This is a genomic window from Desulfoluna sp. CLI2B, from assembly GCF_056847375.1.
Genome location: NZ_CP186557.1, coordinates 482,106 through 497,183 on the forward strand (window position 1 = coordinate 482,106; position 15,078 = coordinate 497,183).

At 58.3% G+C, this 15,078-nt stretch carries 19 protein-coding genes and 1 pseudogene; 17 read left to right on the forward strand and 3 right to left on the reverse strand.

Features of this window, described 5'->3' with window-relative positions; genetic code table 11:
- Nucleotides 1-69 precede the first annotated feature (69 nt).
- The 4 genes from ACOYW2_RS02345 to ACOYW2_RS02360 all read left to right on the forward strand — a co-directional run bounded on the left by ACOYW2_RS02345 (nucleotide 70) and on the right by ACOYW2_RS02360 (nucleotide 3,607).
- Nucleotides 70-864, forward strand: a complete 795-nt coding sequence (locus tag ACOYW2_RS02345; protein ID WP_482769261.1) for a glycosyltransferase — start codon at nucleotides 70-72, stop codon at nucleotides 862-864.
- A gap of 102 nt (nucleotides 865-966) precedes the next feature.
- Entirely contained in the window at nucleotides 967-1,533 is a 567-nt protein-coding gene (locus ACOYW2_RS02350; protein ID WP_482769262.1) for an acyltransferase, read from the forward strand.
- Nucleotides 1,534-1,683: 150 nt separating this feature from the next.
- Complete coding sequence (locus ACOYW2_RS02355) at nucleotides 1,684-2,502, forward strand: class I SAM-dependent methyltransferase (protein WP_482769263.1); 819 nt, start codon at nucleotides 1,684-1,686, stop codon at nucleotides 2,500-2,502.
- A 70-nt stretch (nucleotides 2,503-2,572) separates the two neighbouring features.
- The gene (locus ACOYW2_RS02360) at nucleotides 2,573-3,607 is read left to right on the forward strand and encodes a glycosyltransferase family 9 protein (RefSeq protein ID WP_482769264.1); all 1,035 of its coding nucleotides are present in this window, start codon (nucleotides 2,573-2,575) and stop codon (nucleotides 3,605-3,607) included.
- A 102-nt stretch (nucleotides 3,608-3,709) separates the two neighbouring features.
- On the opposite strand, the gene ACOYW2_RS02365 is transcribed toward ACOYW2_RS02360, so the two are convergent.
- From ACOYW2_RS02365 to ACOYW2_RS02375, 3 genes are all read right to left on the reverse strand, one after another.
- Nucleotides 3,710-4,366 carry a glycosyltransferase family 2 protein gene (locus tag ACOYW2_RS02365; RefSeq protein ID WP_482769265.1) on the reverse strand — a complete coding sequence of 219 codons (657 nt, stop codon included), beginning with the start codon at nucleotides 4,364-4,366 and terminating at the stop codon, nucleotides 3,710-3,712.
- Nucleotides 4,367-4,452: 86 nt separating this feature from the next.
- Nucleotides 4,453-5,205: a 3-deoxy-manno-octulosonate cytidylyltransferase gene (kdsB, locus tag ACOYW2_RS02370; RefSeq protein ID WP_482769266.1), complete on the reverse strand. Its 753-nt coding sequence runs from the start codon at nucleotides 5,203-5,205 to the stop codon at nucleotides 4,453-4,455.
- Between the two features lie 207 nt (nucleotides 5,206-5,412).
- Nucleotides 5,413-6,681, reverse strand: a complete 1,269-nt coding sequence (locus ACOYW2_RS02375) for a 3-deoxy-D-manno-octulosonic acid transferase (protein WP_482769267.1) — start codon at nucleotides 6,679-6,681, stop codon at nucleotides 5,413-5,415.
- A 324-nt stretch (nucleotides 6,682-7,005) separates the two neighbouring features.
- Here ACOYW2_RS02375 and ACOYW2_RS02380 point away from each other — a divergent pair, with 324 nt between their 5' ends.
- The 13 genes and pseudogenes from ACOYW2_RS02380 (at nucleotide 7,006) to selD (ending at nucleotide 14,917) form a co-directional block, all read left to right on the forward strand.
- The gene (locus ACOYW2_RS02380) at nucleotides 7,006-7,176 is read left to right on the forward strand and encodes a Trm112 family protein (protein WP_092207376.1); all 171 of its coding nucleotides are present in this window, start codon (nucleotides 7,006-7,008) and stop codon (nucleotides 7,174-7,176) included.
- 18 nt (nucleotides 7,177-7,194) lie between these two features.
- Nucleotides 7,195-7,713 carry a DUF4416 family protein gene (locus tag ACOYW2_RS02385; RefSeq protein WP_482769268.1) on the forward strand — a complete coding sequence of 173 codons (519 nt, stop codon included), beginning with the start codon at nucleotides 7,195-7,197 and terminating at the stop codon, nucleotides 7,711-7,713.
- Nucleotides 7,714-7,720: 7 nt separating this feature from the next.
- Entirely contained in the window at nucleotides 7,721-8,602 is an 882-nt protein-coding gene (locus ACOYW2_RS02390) for a YicC/YloC family endoribonuclease (RefSeq protein WP_482415056.1), read from the forward strand.
- Nucleotides 8,603-8,694: 92 nt separating this feature from the next.
- Nucleotides 8,695-8,913 (forward strand): annotated as a pseudogene (locus tag ACOYW2_RS02395) (extracellular matrix/biofilm biosynthesis regulator RemA family protein); the annotation flags it as partial.
- 67 nt (nucleotides 8,914-8,980) lie between these two features.
- Entirely contained in the window at nucleotides 8,981-9,457 is a 477-nt protein-coding gene (gene gmk, locus ACOYW2_RS02400; RefSeq protein WP_482769269.1) for a guanylate kinase, read from the forward strand.
- A gap of 96 nt (nucleotides 9,458-9,553) precedes the next feature.
- The gene (locus ACOYW2_RS02405) at nucleotides 9,554-9,910 is read left to right on the forward strand and encodes an RNA methyltransferase substrate-binding domain-containing protein (RefSeq protein ID WP_482769270.1); all 357 of its coding nucleotides are present in this window, start codon (nucleotides 9,554-9,556) and stop codon (nucleotides 9,908-9,910) included.
- Nucleotides 9,907-10,326 (forward strand): 23S rRNA (guanosine(2251)-2'-O)-methyltransferase RlmB, encoded by a 420-nt coding sequence (locus ACOYW2_RS02410; protein WP_482769271.1) that lies wholly within the window; start codon nucleotides 9,907-9,909, stop codon nucleotides 10,324-10,326. Before ACOYW2_RS02405 ends, ACOYW2_RS02410 begins: the two co-directional genes overlap by 4 nt.
- Nucleotides 10,327-10,569: 243 nt before the next feature.
- A complete protein-coding gene (locus ACOYW2_RS02415; protein WP_482769272.1) occupies nucleotides 10,570-10,860 on the forward strand; it encodes a hypothetical protein in 291 nt (96 codons plus the stop codon).
- Nucleotides 10,861-10,942: 82 nt separating this feature from the next.
- Entirely contained in the window at nucleotides 10,943-11,329 is a 387-nt protein-coding gene (locus tag ACOYW2_RS02420; RefSeq protein ID WP_482769273.1) for a ComF family protein, read from the forward strand.
- Between the two features lie 59 nt (nucleotides 11,330-11,388).
- Nucleotides 11,389-12,192, forward strand: a complete 804-nt coding sequence (locus ACOYW2_RS02425; protein WP_482769274.1) for a nitrilase-related carbon-nitrogen hydrolase — start codon at nucleotides 11,389-11,391, stop codon at nucleotides 12,190-12,192.
- Nucleotides 12,193-12,366: 174 nt separating this feature from the next.
- A complete protein-coding gene (gene pgeF / locus ACOYW2_RS02430) occupies nucleotides 12,367-13,032 on the forward strand; it encodes a peptidoglycan editing factor PgeF (RefSeq protein ID WP_482769275.1) in 666 nt (221 codons plus the stop codon).
- A 24-nt stretch (nucleotides 13,033-13,056) separates the two neighbouring features.
- Nucleotides 13,057-13,851, forward strand: a complete 795-nt coding sequence (locus tag ACOYW2_RS02435; protein ID WP_482769276.1) for a dihydroorotate dehydrogenase electron transfer subunit — start codon at nucleotides 13,057-13,059, stop codon at nucleotides 13,849-13,851.
- Entirely contained in the window at nucleotides 13,829-14,917 is a 1,089-nt protein-coding gene (gene selD, locus ACOYW2_RS02440; protein WP_482769277.1) for a selenide, water dikinase SelD, read from the forward strand. Before ACOYW2_RS02435 ends, selD begins: the two co-directional genes overlap by 23 nt.
- Nucleotides 14,918-15,078: the final 161 nt, after the last annotated feature.

Below are 15,078 nucleotides of genomic sequence, written 5' to 3' on the forward strand. Positions count from 1 at the left end.
CGGTCGGGAGATATGCTTCGGAGAGTCCCGACCTTAGGCAAAATACGTTTTTTATGTTGTGGAAAAACAATGAACATTACATTGATAATTTCTGTTTACAATCGAGCTGATTTTCTCGACATAGTTCTGTCGTCTGTGTTGCGGCAAAGGGATACAAATTTTGAAGTTGTTGTGGCTGAAGACGGAAGCAACGCCGCCATCAAAGAGGTCGTGGATTCTTACAGGGTGCGATCATCGGTTTCAATAACGCACCTTACCCAAGGGGATCACGGGTTTCGAAAGTGCAGGATTCTCAACAAAGCGGTGGCCGTGGCGACAGGGAAATTCCTGGTGTTTATCGACGGGGATTGCGCATTGCACCCCCGGTTTATTTCGGAGTATGCAAAGCGCTGCAAAAAAGATGTCTGCCTTTTCGGTCGCCGGGTGATGTTGGGCAAGTCATTTACGGACAGACTCCTGAATGGGATTTTGGGCATCGGGCAGGTGAACCTGCCGTCCATTGTATGTTCCGACAGCAAGCGAAAGGAAAACGCAATCTGGCTGCCGTTTCGGCTGTCCATTCGGAAGCATGGTATTGTGGGCTCTAACTTTTGTGTCTCAAGGGAAAAACTGCTTCAAATCAATGGGTTCGATGAGGATTTTGAAAGTGCGTGTATCGGGGAGGATACCGATATTGAGCGCCGGTTGAGGCTTGTGGGGGTTCGTTTTATGTCCACCAAGTTCAACACCGTTCAATATCACCTCCACCATCCGATGACGGATAGAAACGAATCCTATAGCAAGAGTTTTGGAGTTTATTCAGGAAAATTGAAACAGAATTCCCACTGGTGCGCCAATGGGATAAAAAAAAGAGAGTTGCCATAGCCTGTCTCCATGCTGCAGGTGGTTTTCCTTCGGAGCAATTTTGTGGTTTGATCGACAGGGCGTCTGGGTTGCCTTTCAATTCAAGCTGGTGGAGCATGAAAGATGATGTTGAATAAGATTTTGTTCTACGTTCGAAACAAAGTGCGGATCAGGGGGGATCACGTTGTACGAATCGACAGGGCGGCTCGCGTCAGGCGGTGCTTTATTTCCATCAAGGGGCAGAACAACAGGTTGGTCATCCACAAAGGGGTCAGTATCCGTGATACGTTTTTGGAGATTGTCGGAAATGATTGTTCCATTGTGATCGGTGAAAACTGCCGAATCGGCCATAAGTGTTATCTGTCTGCCAAGGAGAATGGTATCTCCATTACTGTCGATAAAAATACATCGTTTTCACGCAATGTAAAAATCATGACAAGTGACGGGCACAATGTTATTCAAGACAGCCGACGAATCAATCCTGCCAAAAGCATCGCTATCGGAGAACATGTCTGGATTGCCGACGGGGGTACGGTGTTGAAAGGGGGGGGGGTCGGGGATCATTCGATTATCGGACTGCATTCCGTGGTCACACGGGTCATAGGATCACATAAAGTCGCGGTGGGAAACCCTGCGGTGGAAATCAAGGATGGAGTCACGTGGTGTGAAGAGTTGACATATGATGTGTAACCAAATGTTGGACAAGGTTTTTCAGGTCGTTTACCAACGATAAGGCAATCGGTCTTTTTTGTTTGGTATGGATAGTTGTCTTGTAAGATGTTCGTTGATTGAGTCTCTTATGCGCTAACTTATTATTGTGGTGGTATGTGGAGATGAAGCATGAAACGTATGGTTTATGAAGGCATCAGCAAATATGTGGCAGATTACCTTAATACGTTGGATAAATTAAAAAACGCCGTTGTTTTGGATATTCCGGCGGGCGACGGGCGGTCCAGCGCGATTATGAAGGAAAAAGGGGCCACTGTACTGGCATTTGATCTTTTTCCGTCATTCATGGAAGCGGAGGGCATCAAAACAGAGTTTGCGGACATGTCAGATGGAATCCCCCTTGGCGACCACGAAGCGGATCTGGTTCTCTGTCAGGAAGGTATTGAGCATATTGCGGATCACATGAAGCTGTTTCGGGAATTCAACAGGTTGTTGAAACCCGGGGGGGTATTGGTGATGACCGTGCCGAACAAGTCGTGTCTGGTGGGGCGCTTCACGTCCCTTGTCCATGAAGGGGAGACCTTGCGAAACATGCCTCCGTCCGAAGTGGACAGTATCTGGCACTCGGAAGGGAGCGACCAGATTTACTACGGTCACCTCTTTACGCCCACCGCCCACAGCCTGAGGACCATCTCTTCACTGAATGGTTTTGATATTGTTGAACGGGTTCCATGCCAGAAGAGCAAGTCGTCCATGGCTCTTTTGCCCTTGGTTGGGCCATTTGTTTACCTTCTTTCGACCTATGCTTTTGTCAGGAACTGTTTTAGGTGGAAGCACGACAAGTCTGCCCTCAAGCTGTTCTGGAATCAATACGCCCTTAACCTGTCACCCAAGACATTGCTGAACAAGCATACGTTTTGGGTTCTGGAAAAAAAACAAGAGGCCGATGAATCCAGAAAACGTATCGCAGCGCATTACAAGAGACGTTGACTGACTGTTTAATTTTAGATGGTTAAGTGACTGCTCAGATTTTATACCTGTCAGGTGTCCGGAATTGTACATGAAAAAAATCCTTGTGGTACGTAATGACAAAATTGGTGATTTTATGCTGGCGTGGCCGAGTTTTGCCATGCTTAAAGCATCCCTTCCGGAGTGCCGGATCGCAGCGCTGGTGCCAAGGTACACGGCGGATCTGGCGCGGTTGTGTCCGTGGATCGATGATGTGATCATTGACCCCACCAAAAAGGGAAGCAACGCTGACCGGGCGAAGGTAGTCAAAGAGCTTAAGGGCCACCGGTTTGACGCATCCATCAACCTGTTTTCCACGACCTACAATGCCCTTCTCGTGCGGAAGGCGGGTATCCCGTATCGCCTGGCGCCGGCCACCAAGCTGGCCCAGATTCTCTATACCCATCGCCTGAGGCAGCGCCGATCCCGATCGGAAAAGCCCGAGTTTCAGTACAATCTGGATTTGATCTGCCGTTTTCTTGTCGACCTGGGGCAACCCGCCGTGGAGGTCCGGCCTCCTTATGTGGCGTTGCCCGAAGAGCAGGTCGCTTTGCAGCGCGGGGTGCTTGCCGAGCAGCTTGCTATTTCACTGGAAAAACCGTGGGTGTTTGTGCATGCAGGGTCCGGCGGGTCTGCCAACAATCTTTCTTTGGGGCAGTATGCGGAACTGATCTGCGGGCTTCCTTCCCATTGCGAGGTGGTGTTGACGGCAGGGCCGGGGGAAGAGGACAATGCCCGGAGGCTGCTGTCCATGGTTGAAGAGCGGGGACGCCACGCGGTGTTGTATGACAAAAACGAGGGGTTGGTGGATTTTACGACGTCCATCGCCTGTGCGGCACTGTTTCTTGCCGGGTCCACGGGGCCCCTTCACATTGCAGGGGCCCTGGATGTTCCCACTGTGGGATTTTTCCCCCGGCGGCGCTCCTCAACCCCCTTGCGATGGATGCCCCTCAACTCGGAGGGGCGGCACCTGGCCTTTTGTCCGCCCGAAGGCGGCGGTGCGGACGGGGAGACGGACATGGGCCGCATTGATATTTCTGAGGCCCTGTCAACGATCAATCCATGGGCATCTGATTTTGTCGCATGATCCACAAATGGGCGTATTTCACGAAGGTGGAATGCGCCGACAGCAGGGAGAGCAAAAATCCCTGTTTGCCGTCCAGAAATCCTACCTTGAGAACGTACATCTTTAAAAAACAGCCCAGGGCGTGCAGGATGCCCTGGGAGATGCTTCCTTTTTTTCCTCGCGATTCCCGCTGCTCAGCCCACGCCTTTGCGTATCCCGCCGATTTGACCAGATAGTGGTGCAGGTCTTTGTATGTGTAGTGGATGGCATCCCCTGACAGGTCCTCCACAGCCATATCATCGGTGAGCTCCACCTTTTCATGGACCAGGGAATCGTCATAGCGAGTGAGGCCGGTGGGGTCAGCCGCCGCCCGGTCCGGGTACCAGCCGCAATGCCGGATGACTGGCTGAACACCCAGCTCAGGCGGGAGATGCGAAAGACCTTTGCAGGGGCGTTGGCCGCAACGGCCGCCTGGATGCTGGCGCGAAGTTCCGGGGTGACCCGTTCGTCCGCATCCAGCCAGAGGACATAGTCTGATTTGACGTGGCTCTGGGCTATGCGGCGCTGTGGGCCGAAGCCGGGCCACTGGGCGTTGACGAAGAATCGGTCGGTAAACTGCCTGGCCACCTCCTCGGTGGCGTCGGTGCTGCCCGAGTCGAGGATGACGATCTCATCGACCCATCCCTCAACGGTTTTCAGGCAGGCGGACAGGTTGTCCGCTTCATTTTTAACGATGACCGCAACGGCAAGGGTAGGGGTTGTTCGGGATTGTTCAGGCATGGGGTGGTTTCACTTTGTGTGCTCGGTTCAAATTGAATGGCGCAACCTCAGGTGAGGTTGCCCTTTGCTGTCGATCTGCCGGGTCTTTATTGGTCTGGTGTGTGTGCGAGGAGTTGCTCCACGATGGGGATATCGTCTGGATGATCCACGCCCACGCTTTGGTGGCAGGTGATACCCACGTGCATGGGGATGCCGTTTTCAAGGAGCCGGAGCTGTTCGAGCTTTTCCACCTGTTCCAGGGTCCCCTGGGGAAGGGTTGCGAATACCTCCAGGGTCTTCATGCGGAAGGCGTAGAGTCCAACGTGTCCCAGGTACCCGTCAAAGGCGTCGTCACGGGGATAGGGGATGGGTGACCTTGAGAAGTAGAGGGCGCGGTGCGCTTCATCGGTGACCACCTTGACGCGGTTGGGGTTTGTTGCTTCCTCCGGTGAGATGGGCGTGGCCAGGGTGGTGACCCGGATGGCGGGGTCTGTGAAAAAGGGCGCCGTGAGCTCAGTGAGCATGTCCGGTGCAAGGGCTGGCTCGTCACCCTGGATATTGACGATGACGGCGTGCTCGGGGGCGTTGATGATCCTGGCCGCCTCAAGGACGCGATCGGTTCCGCTTCGGTGGGCTGACGAGGTCATTACCACGGGCACGCCGGCTGTTTTGGCCGCGTCATATATCCGGTTGTCGTCGGTGGCCAAGAGAACACGGCTGATGGACGGGCAGCTTGAGGCTCGCTCGTAGACGCGCTGGAACATGGGCTTTCCGGCGATGGGGGCCAGGGGTTTGCCTGGGAACCGGGAGGAGTCGTAGCGTGCCGGAATGATGCCGATACAGGGAATGGATGAGGGCATGGAGGACTCTTTTATTCAAAGGTTAACATGGTGCCGTGACCGCCGCGGTTGCGCCCGTGGAGAAAGGCACATTTGCCGCGTGTTTCAGTGTCACCCGGCGTTTTTTGCTTGTCGTGGCTTCTGCAAGGATGCCGTCTTGGCTGCTGTGACATATTTGGTGGGCGACAGTATATCACCCATGCCTGACCAGGTGAAGGGGCATGCGCTTTACATAGCAGCCAGTCGGATGAGGTGTCTGCAGGTGGCCCTGGTGCCCCCTCGGCGGCCGGCGATGAGCTCCTGAAAGCGTTCTAAGGTTTTTTTGCGCTCCTGGCAGAGCCCGGCAAGGCGCACCAGCTGTGTTGCGGCCTCGTCGGCGGTCTCGCAGGTGATCAAAAGGCCCGCCTGTTTGAGGTCGTCCCCCACCCACGAGAAGTTGCTGAAAGATGGTCCCATGACGGGGATGAGGCCTGCGGCAAGAGGTTCCAGCATGTTCTGCCCGCCCAGGTCGGCAAAGCTGCCGCCCACAAAAGCGCTGTGGGCCGAGGCAAAGGCCGCCCCCATCTCACCGAATCGGTCCCAGACAACGAGGCGGGTGTCCGCATCCAAAGACAGGCAGTAAGAGCGCCTGACGGGCGCAAGGTGAGCGCTTTCCAGGTCGCGGCATAAGGGCCCTACCCTCTCCATATGGCGTGGGAACCAGGCAATAAGGGCACTTTTGTCACGCTCAAGGAGTTCCCTGCACATGTCTGCAACCACCTGCTCTTCTTCTTCCCGAACCGAGGCCAGAAGGTAGATGGCGCGTCCTTCGGCCCCGGGGAACAGGTTGGGGACCGGGGATGCGGGGGAACCCGCTTCAGGTATTCTGTCGAATTTGATGTTGGGGATTACCTCCACCGGGGTGGCTGGAAAAAGCGCTTTCAGCCTGTCTGCGTCTCCGTCTGAAATGGCCGAGATGAAATCGGGGGCAAGGGGGGCCAAAAGGCCTTTGAATCGTGCATACCCCTTGAAACTTGAGGGGGTGAGCCGGCCGTTGACAACAGCAATGGCCGTGCCGGCTTTTTTGGCTGCGGCCAGCATGCCCGGCCAAAGTTCCAGTTCCACAAGGACGAGGAGGCGCGGTGCTACCTGTTGAAACGCTTTGTTCATAAGGCTTGGTGCGTCCAAGGGGGCATAGCATGCGGTGACATGTGTCGCGTTGGCCCTCGTCAGCTCCTTTTCAAGGACCTCCAGGCCCTGTCGGGTGTGGGTGGTGATGAGGATGCGGGGGGCCTTGTCTCCGGACAGCTCGGTTGCCAGTTCAGCGGCAATGTAGGATTCTCCAGCGGATGCCGCATGGATCCAGATATCCGAGGGCGTGAGCCGGTTTTCCGAGAGGGTCCGCTGGGGGTGGCCCTCTTTGAGGCGCTTGTGGTTTCGGGTCAGGGGCACGACAGCCTTCCAGAGGAGGTTGTATGCCGAAAGGACAAGGCCTGTGGTGAATCGAGAGAGGGTCATATGGAGCCGACTCCGGGGTGGCAGCAGCAGGGGGCTGCGCTCACCGGAAAAGGGGTTTTAAGGACATAACAAACCAGTCATGATAGGAGATGCGCCCGGGTGTGTCAATTTAAATGGGAATTGCATGGGGTTGACCCATCTGATATAGATAGACATTTGTAGGAAAAGGGCGGGCGCCTCGGCCTGAAATTTGCTCGGGGCCTGTTTTTGTACCACCCGGATTTTCCCAGATACGAGTCATTAAGCCTTGTGTCCCACAGGCCGTGTGTTGAGCGGTTTTTTGTGGGCATCATAAAAATAGACACATTTGGATTGGATAATCACATGACGATTTCTCAGGAACTGATCGACATTCTGGCATGCCCGAAGTGCAAAGAGAAGGTGGAACTCAATGAGGCCGGAGACGGCCTGGTGTGCGGGGCCTGCAAGCTCGTGTATGAAATCCGGGACGGCATCCCCGTGATGCTGGCCGAAGAGGCCAAGCCCCTTTCATAGGTCATGCGGCCCACAGAGATGTTGCCCGCAAAGCTGGTGATCGGCGTGCTGACGGAGGAGAGCGGCTTGTTGCTCCATGTCGCTTCGGCCCTGGTGGATCGGTTCGGTCCTGTGGATATGGTGAGCCCGTGGATGCCGTTCAGCAGCACCTCATACTACAAAGCCGAGATGGGAGGGCCCCTTTTTCGGCGGGTATTCTCCTTTGCCCGGCCTGTGAGCCAGGATACCCTGGCCGAGATCAAGGGCCTCACCAACGCCCTGGAAGACGATTTTTCAATTCATGCAAGGCGGAGAGTCAATATCGATCCCGGGCTTCTTTTAAACGCCCGGTTCCTGCTGGCCACGGCCAAGGATCATGCCCACAGGGTCTGCATCGGCAAGGGAATCTATGCGGATCTGACCCTGGTATACAGGGCCGGTGCGTTTCGCCCGCTGCCCTGGACATTTCCCGACTACACCGAGCCGTTGATGATTGATTTTCTGACGGATGTCCGCAGGCGCTACGACGCCTTGCTTCATCACACACTTAAGGAATGAATGCCCCATGGTTAAAAGCATGACCGCCTATGCCCGGGCGGAAAAAATGGACGGCAGTGTGACCGCTGAAGTGGAACTTCGCAGTTACAACAGCCGTTTTCTGGATACCCATATCAAAGTCCCCCACGGCTACAGCCGGTTTGAAGAGAAGGTGCGCGGGGTGATCGCGTCTCGCCTGGAACGAGGCCGGGTGGAAGCCCGTGTGACGATCCGAAATGAAGCCGATGACGCCATCGCCTTTGAAGCGGACACGGCCAAGGCCCGCGCCTATGGCCTGGCCCTGAAGGAGGCGGCCGAGGCCGCCGGCATTGAGGCGACCGTTACCCTGGACCAGCTTCTGCACATCAACGGCCTGGTGGTGCCCAAGGAGATGGAGACCGACTACGATCATCACTGGCAGGTGGTGGAGGCGTGCCTGACGGAAGCCCTGTCCGGGCTGGATGCCATGCGGGCCAAGGAGGGGGACTTTCTGGCCGACGACTTGAAAGAGCGCCTGAATACCGTGGAGGGTTCCCTGGACACCATCGAAGAGGGTGCCGGTGCCCTGCCTGCCATCTATCGGGAACGCCTTATGGACCGTATCGCCACCCTCTGCGGCGGTGCCGTGGAGGTGGACGAGGCGCGCATTGCCCAGGAGGCAGCCCTTCTGGCCGACCGAAGCGATATTTCCGAGGAGATCACCCGGTCCCGGAGCCACATCGTGCAGTTTCGTTCCATCATGGCCGGAGACGAAGAGGCGGGCCGGAAGCTCAACTTCCTTCTCCAGGAGTTCAATCGGGAGTTCAACACCATGGGCTCAAAGATCGGCAAGGCCGAGATTGCCCATATCATTGTAAAGGTGAAGTCCGAACTCGAAAAGATGCGCGAGCAGGTCCAGAACATCGAGTAGGGCCGAGCGGCGTCGGTTGACAACGTGTTGGCGGGTGGCCCGGGGCATGAAGGCCCTGGCGCCCGCAACCCTTATACCCTTTGGAAATGATTATGGAACAGCAGGCGTTATTGAATATCGGTTTCGGGAGCAGCGTGGTGGCAGAACGCGTCATCGCCATCGTCTCTCCCAACTCAGCCCCCATGAAGCGGTTGAAGGACGATGCCAAGGATGACAAGCGGCTGGTGGACGCCACCCACGGCAGGCGAACCCGTTCCATCATCGTGATGGACAGCAACCACGTTATCCTTTCGGCCATTCAGGCGGAAACCATCTCCCAGCGCTACGCCCAGCTCAGGGACGGTGGAGAGGATACCTGCCCAGCTCTCAGGAGAGATTTTGAAACGACGAGGCAATATCTATATCGTATCGGCGCCCTCGGGTGCCGGAAAGTCCACTTTGTGCCGGGAGCTCCTCAAGGCCTACCCCGACATCACCTACTCTATCTCCCACACCACCCGGGCTCCCCGCGGGGGCGAGGAGAATGGGAAAGATTATCACTTCATCACCCGTGAGGCCTTTGAAGAGCGCATCGAAAAAGGGCTCATGGCCGAGTGGGCCGAGGTGCACGGCAATTATTACGGCACCTCCCTGGAGACCCTGGAGGACACGGTGGCCAAAGGCGTTGACGTGCTCCTGGACATTGACGTGCAGGGGGCAAGGCAGATGTGTGAATCGCTCCCTGAGTGCGTGACCATTTTTATCATGCCTCCGTCTGTGGACGAACTTCGGGCGCGCCTTGAAAAACGCGCAAGTCTATCGCCAGACCATCGAAAAGCGCATGAAAAATGCCGTAGGCGAGATGGATCAGCGTGACTTCTACAGCCATGTGATCGTTAACGACGACCTGAATGAAGCCGTGGCTGCCTTTGTTTCCGTGGTGAAGAGTTGTCGTGACGGGGTGGCCTCCTGATGAAGCACGGGAAACAGACGAAGCAGGGCAAGGCGCGGAAACCCTCGGCTGATTTGCTGTACGGTATCAACCCGGTCATGGAGGCCTTGAAGGCCGGCAGGCGCCAGGTTCGACGGCTGATCCTGGCTTCGGGTCGGCGGGACCGGCGGGTGGATGCCCTGGAGTCCCTTGCCCGTGACGGGGGCGTACCGGTGGAGCGGGTGGACCCCGAGACCCTGGAGGGGTTGTGCGGAACCCGCCAGCATCAGGGGGCGGCCCTTGACGCCGGTGCCCTTCCTGGCATGGCCCCAGACGACCTGGTCCGCATTGCGGAAAAAAAGGGGAGGTCCCCTTTCTGCGCCGCTGGACAGCATTGAGGATCCCCAACTGGGTCATCGTGCGCACAGCCCACTGCGCCGGGGCACACGGGGTGGTGGTGCCCAAAGATCGCTCGGCCCAGCTCACCGCCCTTGTGTCCAAGGCATCGGCAGGGGCCCTGGAGCATATGCCGGTGGCCGTGGTGACCAACCTGGCCAAGGCCATGGAGGAACTCAAGGCCGACGGGCTCTGGTTCGCAGGGCTCGATGCCGACGGGGACAGCACCCTTTTCGGCGGAGATTTTTCAGCGCCCCTGGGCATTGTTGTGGGCAGCGAAGGCAAGGGGCTTCGTCCCCTTGTGAGAAAAGGGTGTGATTTTATCGTCTCCATTCCCCTGAAAGGGGAGGTGGACTCCCTCAACGCCTCGGTGGCAGCCTCCCTCGTGATGTACGAGGTGGTACGCCAGCGAGGCTGAGCAGGAAGGCAACTGAATCGTGATGGCGGGCTTGACAAACAGGCTTGAATAAACAGATTCAGGCCTGCCAGAATCAAAGGCGAATGCGATTTTCCCCGAGGAACGAGGGGGAAAGCGCATTCGCAATCTGCTTTCGAGGTGGCACACCTCGCCGCCGGAGGCATCGGTTTTGTTTTTTGGGGAGCGTGGTTGACCCGACTTTAACCATAGACGTCACGTTTCAGGGGGCTGGATGAGGTTGCGGTGGGTTTCGGCAGTGGCGCTGTCGGCGGCTTCCCCGGCGACCCTCCCCGGTGTCGGGTCTGCGGGGTGCTGCTTCCCTGGGAGGCGCCTGCAATTGCCCCTGTTCCTGGGGAAGACGACCTGGCCGATGTGTTCAACGGGGCGATGTCCAGTGTGATGTGTGCGGCCTGCAGAGCCGGAGCCCAGGAACCCTCGGGGCAGCGGTGCTCGGCCTGTGGCGAGCCCCTTCCAGGGGTCGTCGCCGATCCTCCCTTGTGCGGGGCCTGCATGGACCCGCGTCCTGCGCGATGACGGCCCGTATCTTTACGACGGTGGCCCGGCCCTGGCTGTTCAGGCCTTGAAGTACAAAAACAAGCGAGCATTGGCGCCCCCCATGGGGCGCCTTCTTTTTGCCCGGGCCCTTTGTACGTATCTGGACGGGGACTTAAAAAGGTGGGATATTGATCTTGTGGTTCCTGTGCCCCTGCATGGGAAACGCCTGAGAAAACGCGGGTTCAATCAGTCGTCCCTTCTTGTGGATCCTTTTGAAGGCAGGGACGGCATTCGGGTCTGCCACCGTCTGCTGCGCCGCAGGCGGCCCACGGTGTCCCAGGCCGGGTTGTCCCGAAGGGCTCGTCTGTCCAATGTGAGGGGGGCCTTTGAGCTGGCTTCCGGTGTATCGGCCAGGGGCAAGAGGGTGCTTCTGGTGGACGATGTCTTCACCACCGGCTCCACCTTGACAGCCTGCGCCGCCCTGTTAAAAAAGCACGGGGCCGCCTAGGAGAGCCTGGTTTTTGCCAGGCGGGACTTGACACGTTAACGGTTTAAGGAGCGATTGAGATGAACCCATCGGTTGTGGTCGGGGTTGTGCAGTTTGATGTGGTGGAAGGGGGTCTTGAGGCCAACCTCACGCGGGCCTTTCAGGGGCTGATGAAGCTGGCCGAGGCTGGGTGCCACCTGGCGGTGCTTCCAGAGATGTGGAGCTGCGGATTCGATAACGAAAACTTGGGAACCATGGCCAGTGAGACCCCGGAGATCCTGGCACGCCTCCAAGCCTTTGCCGCACGGGAGAACATGGTGGTGGCAGGCTCTCTGCCCGAAGAGGCGGACGGAGCGGTGGTCAACACCCTGTACGCGGTGGATCGGGACGGGGAGATAAAGGGGGGTGATTGTAACTTCATCTTTTTCTCCCACCCGCAGGATCTCCATTTTGCCGCCGGCAGCGAGGCTGTGGTGGCCGAGACCTCCATCGGTCGCCTGGGGCTCATGGTCTGTTATGACCTGCGGTTTCCTGAACTGGCGCGGGGGTTGGTTCTGGATGGCGCCGAGATCCTCGTGGTCCCGGCCCAGTGGCCGGCGGCGCGCCTTGTGCACTGGGAGACGCTCCTCAAGGCCCGGGCCATGGAGAACCAATGCTTCGTGGTGGGGGCCAACCGGGTGGGGCGCTCCGGAAACCTTATTTACAAAGGTGCCTCCCAGGTGGTGTCGCCCCTGGGGGATGAACTGGCCCACGGGGGGAGTGCGGACGGCGAGGTGGTGGCGCTTATGGACCGGAAGGTCATGGTCTCTGCCCGGGAGCACGTCCCTTGCCTTGAAGAACGGCGCCCCATGTGTTACAGCAGGCGATTGACAGAAAGAGCATGATGGTGCGGGGCATGGGTTTTCAGCGACGGGGTCTCCGCACGCCGGCATGTGACAAACCCCCGTCGATACAGGGGAGGTCTCCATGGAGCGAAGGTGTTCAGGCGAACTGGTTTACGATTGTTTTCCCGCCCTTTCCAGGGTGTCCTGGCTTTTTCAGATGGCTGATGCGCAAGGGTGGTGAGTACCGGTCCCTTTCAGGGCCTCAACGCCGGGGTTTCTTCCGGTGATGACGGTGAGGCTGTGGCCGCCAACCGCCAGGCGATTCTGCAGGAGAGCGGCGGCAGCGAGCTGGTGGTGCTCTCCCAGGTCCACGGAAACGCCGTTCATGTTCACGCCGGGCCGGAGCTCGGCCCGGTGGAGGCCGACGCCGTGGTGACGGACCGCCCAGGTGCCATGCTCACCATCCTCACCGCCGACTGCCAGGCCGTGGTCCTTGCTGATCCTGTCAGGAAGGTGGTGGCCAATGCCCATGCGGGATGGCGCGGCAGCGTGGCAGGCGTTCTGTCCGCCACTGTCTCAGTGATGACAGACCGGTTCGGGTGCCGCCCGGAAGACCTGCTGGCAGGCATCGGGCCGTCCCTGGGGCCCTGCTGTGCAGAGTTCGTCCATTACAAAACAGAGCTGCCGCGGTCCTTTTGCACCCATCGGGTGGGGTTCAACCATTTTGATTTCTGGGCCATCAGCCGGGACCAGCTCTGCGATGCCGGCCTTTCGGCGTCGAACATAGCCGCTGCCCAGTGTTGCACCCGATGCGACGAGGAACATTACTATTCGTACCGGCGGAATCATACAACCGGCCGGATGGCCACGGTGATCGGCATCAAACCGTCGGCCCCATAAAGACGATCGACAATTAATGGAATCATGATGAAACTTAGCGATTGCACCCTGCTATGGAACCGGGAAGTAAGCCCCGGATACTATCACATGGGCCTTGAGGCCCCGGCGCGCTACACCGAAGCCGCGCCCGGACAGTTCGTGATGCTCAAGGCGGAAAAGGGAGGCACCTTGCTGCGACGGCCCTTTTCCATCCATGACGTCACAACACAAGGGGACAAGACCGTTGTCACCCTCCTTTACAAAGTGGTGGGCCCCAACACCCGGGTCTACGCCGGGATGAAGGACGGGGACGTCCTCAGCATGCTCGGTCCCCTGGGCAACAGGTTCACCGAGCCCCAGGCCGGGGAGACCACCTTTCTTGCCGGGGGCGGCATCGGCATTGCGCCCATGCTGCTGCTGGCCAGGCGCATTCTCGCAAAGGGGGGATCGCCTTCGGACCACACCGTCTTTATCGGTGGGCGCAGCCGGGAGGATGTCCTGGCCGAAGAGGCCTTCCGTGAGCTCGGGTTCCCTGTTGTGGTGACCACAGACGACGGCTCGGCTGGAGAAAAAGGGCGGATTACCGCGCCCATGGCGCGTTTTTTAAGCGAAAAAAATCCGGCCAAGGTCTATGCCTGCGGGCCCCATCCCATGCTGGTGGGTGTTGCGGATCTCATGGACGGTCACGACGCTCTGTGTGAGCTCTCCCTGGAGATCATCATGGCCTGCGGTATGGGGGCCTGCATGGGCTGCGTGGTGGAATCCAGCGACGAGGACGCGCCGTACCGCCATGTCTGTATCGACGGGCCGGTGTTTGATGCCCGCACCATCAAGGTGTAGGCAAGGAGGGGTTGTGACGGACAGATTGCAGAACATACGCCTCACCGAAAAGGTGAAGGCGGCCGGTTGAGCGGCCAAGGTGGATCCAGGGGTCCTGGATCGCGTGGTCAAAGGGTTGAAGGTGACCCGTCCCCCCGAGCTTCTCGTGGGGGTGGACGGGGCCGATGACGCTGGCGTGTATCAACTCAGCGAGGAAACGGCGCTGATCCAGACCCTTGATTTTCTGACGCCGGTCACCGATTCCCCTTACGACTTTGGCCGCATTGCAGCGGCCAACTCCCTGAGCGACGTGTACGCCATGGGGGGAAGGCCGCTGACGGCCATGAACATCGTCTGTTTTCCCACGGACTCCCTGCCCGAAGAGGTGCTGGCCGAGACCCTTGCAGGGGGCCTTGAGACCATCCATGAATCCGGCGCCTGCCTGGTGGGCGGACACAGTGTGGACGACGCCGAGTTCAAATACGGCCTGTCCGTCACCGGCGTGGTGCACCCCAAGCGCCTTCTGACCAATGGCGGGGCGCGCACCGGAGATGCCCTTATCCTCACCAAGCCCCTGGGCAGCGGCCTGCTGTCCACGGCCATCAAGGGGCAGGTGGCCGGAGCCGAGGCGTCCCGTCGTCTCGTGGAGGTGTGTGCCGCCTTGAACAAGTCGGCGGCCGAGGCCCTTGACACCTTTCACCCTACGGCCTGCACCGATGTGACGGGATTCGGCTTTGCAGGGCACGCTCTGGAGATGGCACGGGGAGCGAAAAAACGGTTGGTGGTGTCTGGCTCTTCCCTTCCGGTTATGGAAGGGGCTCTGGAGTATGCGGAGATGGGTCTCCTGCCTGCCGGAGCATACCGGAACAGAGAGTTCTGCGGAATGTCGGTGGAGGTCTTTCCTTCGGTGCCCCGCAGCCTTGCAGATCTGATCTTTGACCCCCAGACCTCCGGGGGGCTTCTGGTGGCCCTGCCGGCATCCGAGGCCGAACCCTGTCTGGCTGTCATGAAAGGGCTGGGCGTGGAGGCTGCCGTTGTGGGTGAGGTGGCCGGTGAGTCGAGCTGTGGATCGGTGGAGTGCATTTGAGGAATCGGGGTGGCAAGGGAGAGAAGGAATCCCCTGTGGCCCCCTGATTTGGTGCGTTTACCGGTAGGCGGTGTGTTGCGGATGTGCCTGAATGTCTCATGGGTTGCGTGATATAAGTCTTTAAAAACTATGATGTTCAGTGCTCTTTGGAATTGACTTTC

Coding starts and splice junctions, on each gene's coding strand:
- ACOYW2_RS02345 (WP_482769261.1), top strand. CDS start 70: ATGAACATTACATTGATAATTTCTGTTTACAATCGAGCTGATTTTCTC.
- ACOYW2_RS02350 (WP_482769262.1), top strand. CDS start 967: ATGATGTTGAATAAGATTTTGTTCTACGTTCGAAACAAAGTGCGGATC.
- ACOYW2_RS02355 (WP_482769263.1), top strand. CDS start 1,684: ATGAAACGTATGGTTTATGAAGGCATCAGCAAATATGTGGCAGATTAC.
- ACOYW2_RS02360 (WP_482769264.1), top strand. CDS start 2,573: ATGAAAAAAATCCTTGTGGTACGTAATGACAAAATTGGTGATTTTATG.
- ACOYW2_RS02365 (WP_482769265.1), bottom strand. CDS start 4,366: ATGCCTGAACAATCCCGAACAACCCCTACCCTTGCCGTTGCGGTCATC.
- kdsB (WP_482769266.1), bottom strand. CDS start 5,205: ATGCCCTCATCCATTCCCTGTATCGGCATCATTCCGGCACGCTACGAC.
- ACOYW2_RS02375 (WP_482769267.1), bottom strand. CDS start 6,681: ATGACCCTCTCTCGATTCACCACAGGCCTTGTCCTTTCGGCATACAAC.
- ACOYW2_RS02380 (WP_092207376.1), top strand. CDS start 7,006: ATGACGATTTCTCAGGAACTGATCGACATTCTGGCATGCCCGAAGTGC.
- ACOYW2_RS02385 (WP_482769268.1), top strand. CDS start 7,195: ATGTTGCCCGCAAAGCTGGTGATCGGCGTGCTGACGGAGGAGAGCGGC.
- ACOYW2_RS02390 (WP_482415056.1), top strand. CDS start 7,721: ATGGTTAAAAGCATGACCGCCTATGCCCGGGCGGAAAAAATGGACGGC.
- ACOYW2_RS02405 (WP_482769270.1), top strand. CDS start 9,554: ATGAAGCACGGGAAACAGACGAAGCAGGGCAAGGCGCGGAAACCCTCG.
- ACOYW2_RS02420 (WP_482769273.1), top strand. CDS start 10,943: ATGGGGCGCCTTCTTTTTGCCCGGGCCCTTTGTACGTATCTGGACGGG.
- ACOYW2_RS02425 (WP_482769274.1), top strand. CDS start 11,389: ATGAACCCATCGGTTGTGGTCGGGGTTGTGCAGTTTGATGTGGTGGAA.
- ACOYW2_RS02435 (WP_482769276.1), top strand. CDS start 13,057: ATGATGAAACTTAGCGATTGCACCCTGCTATGGAACCGGGAAGTAAGC.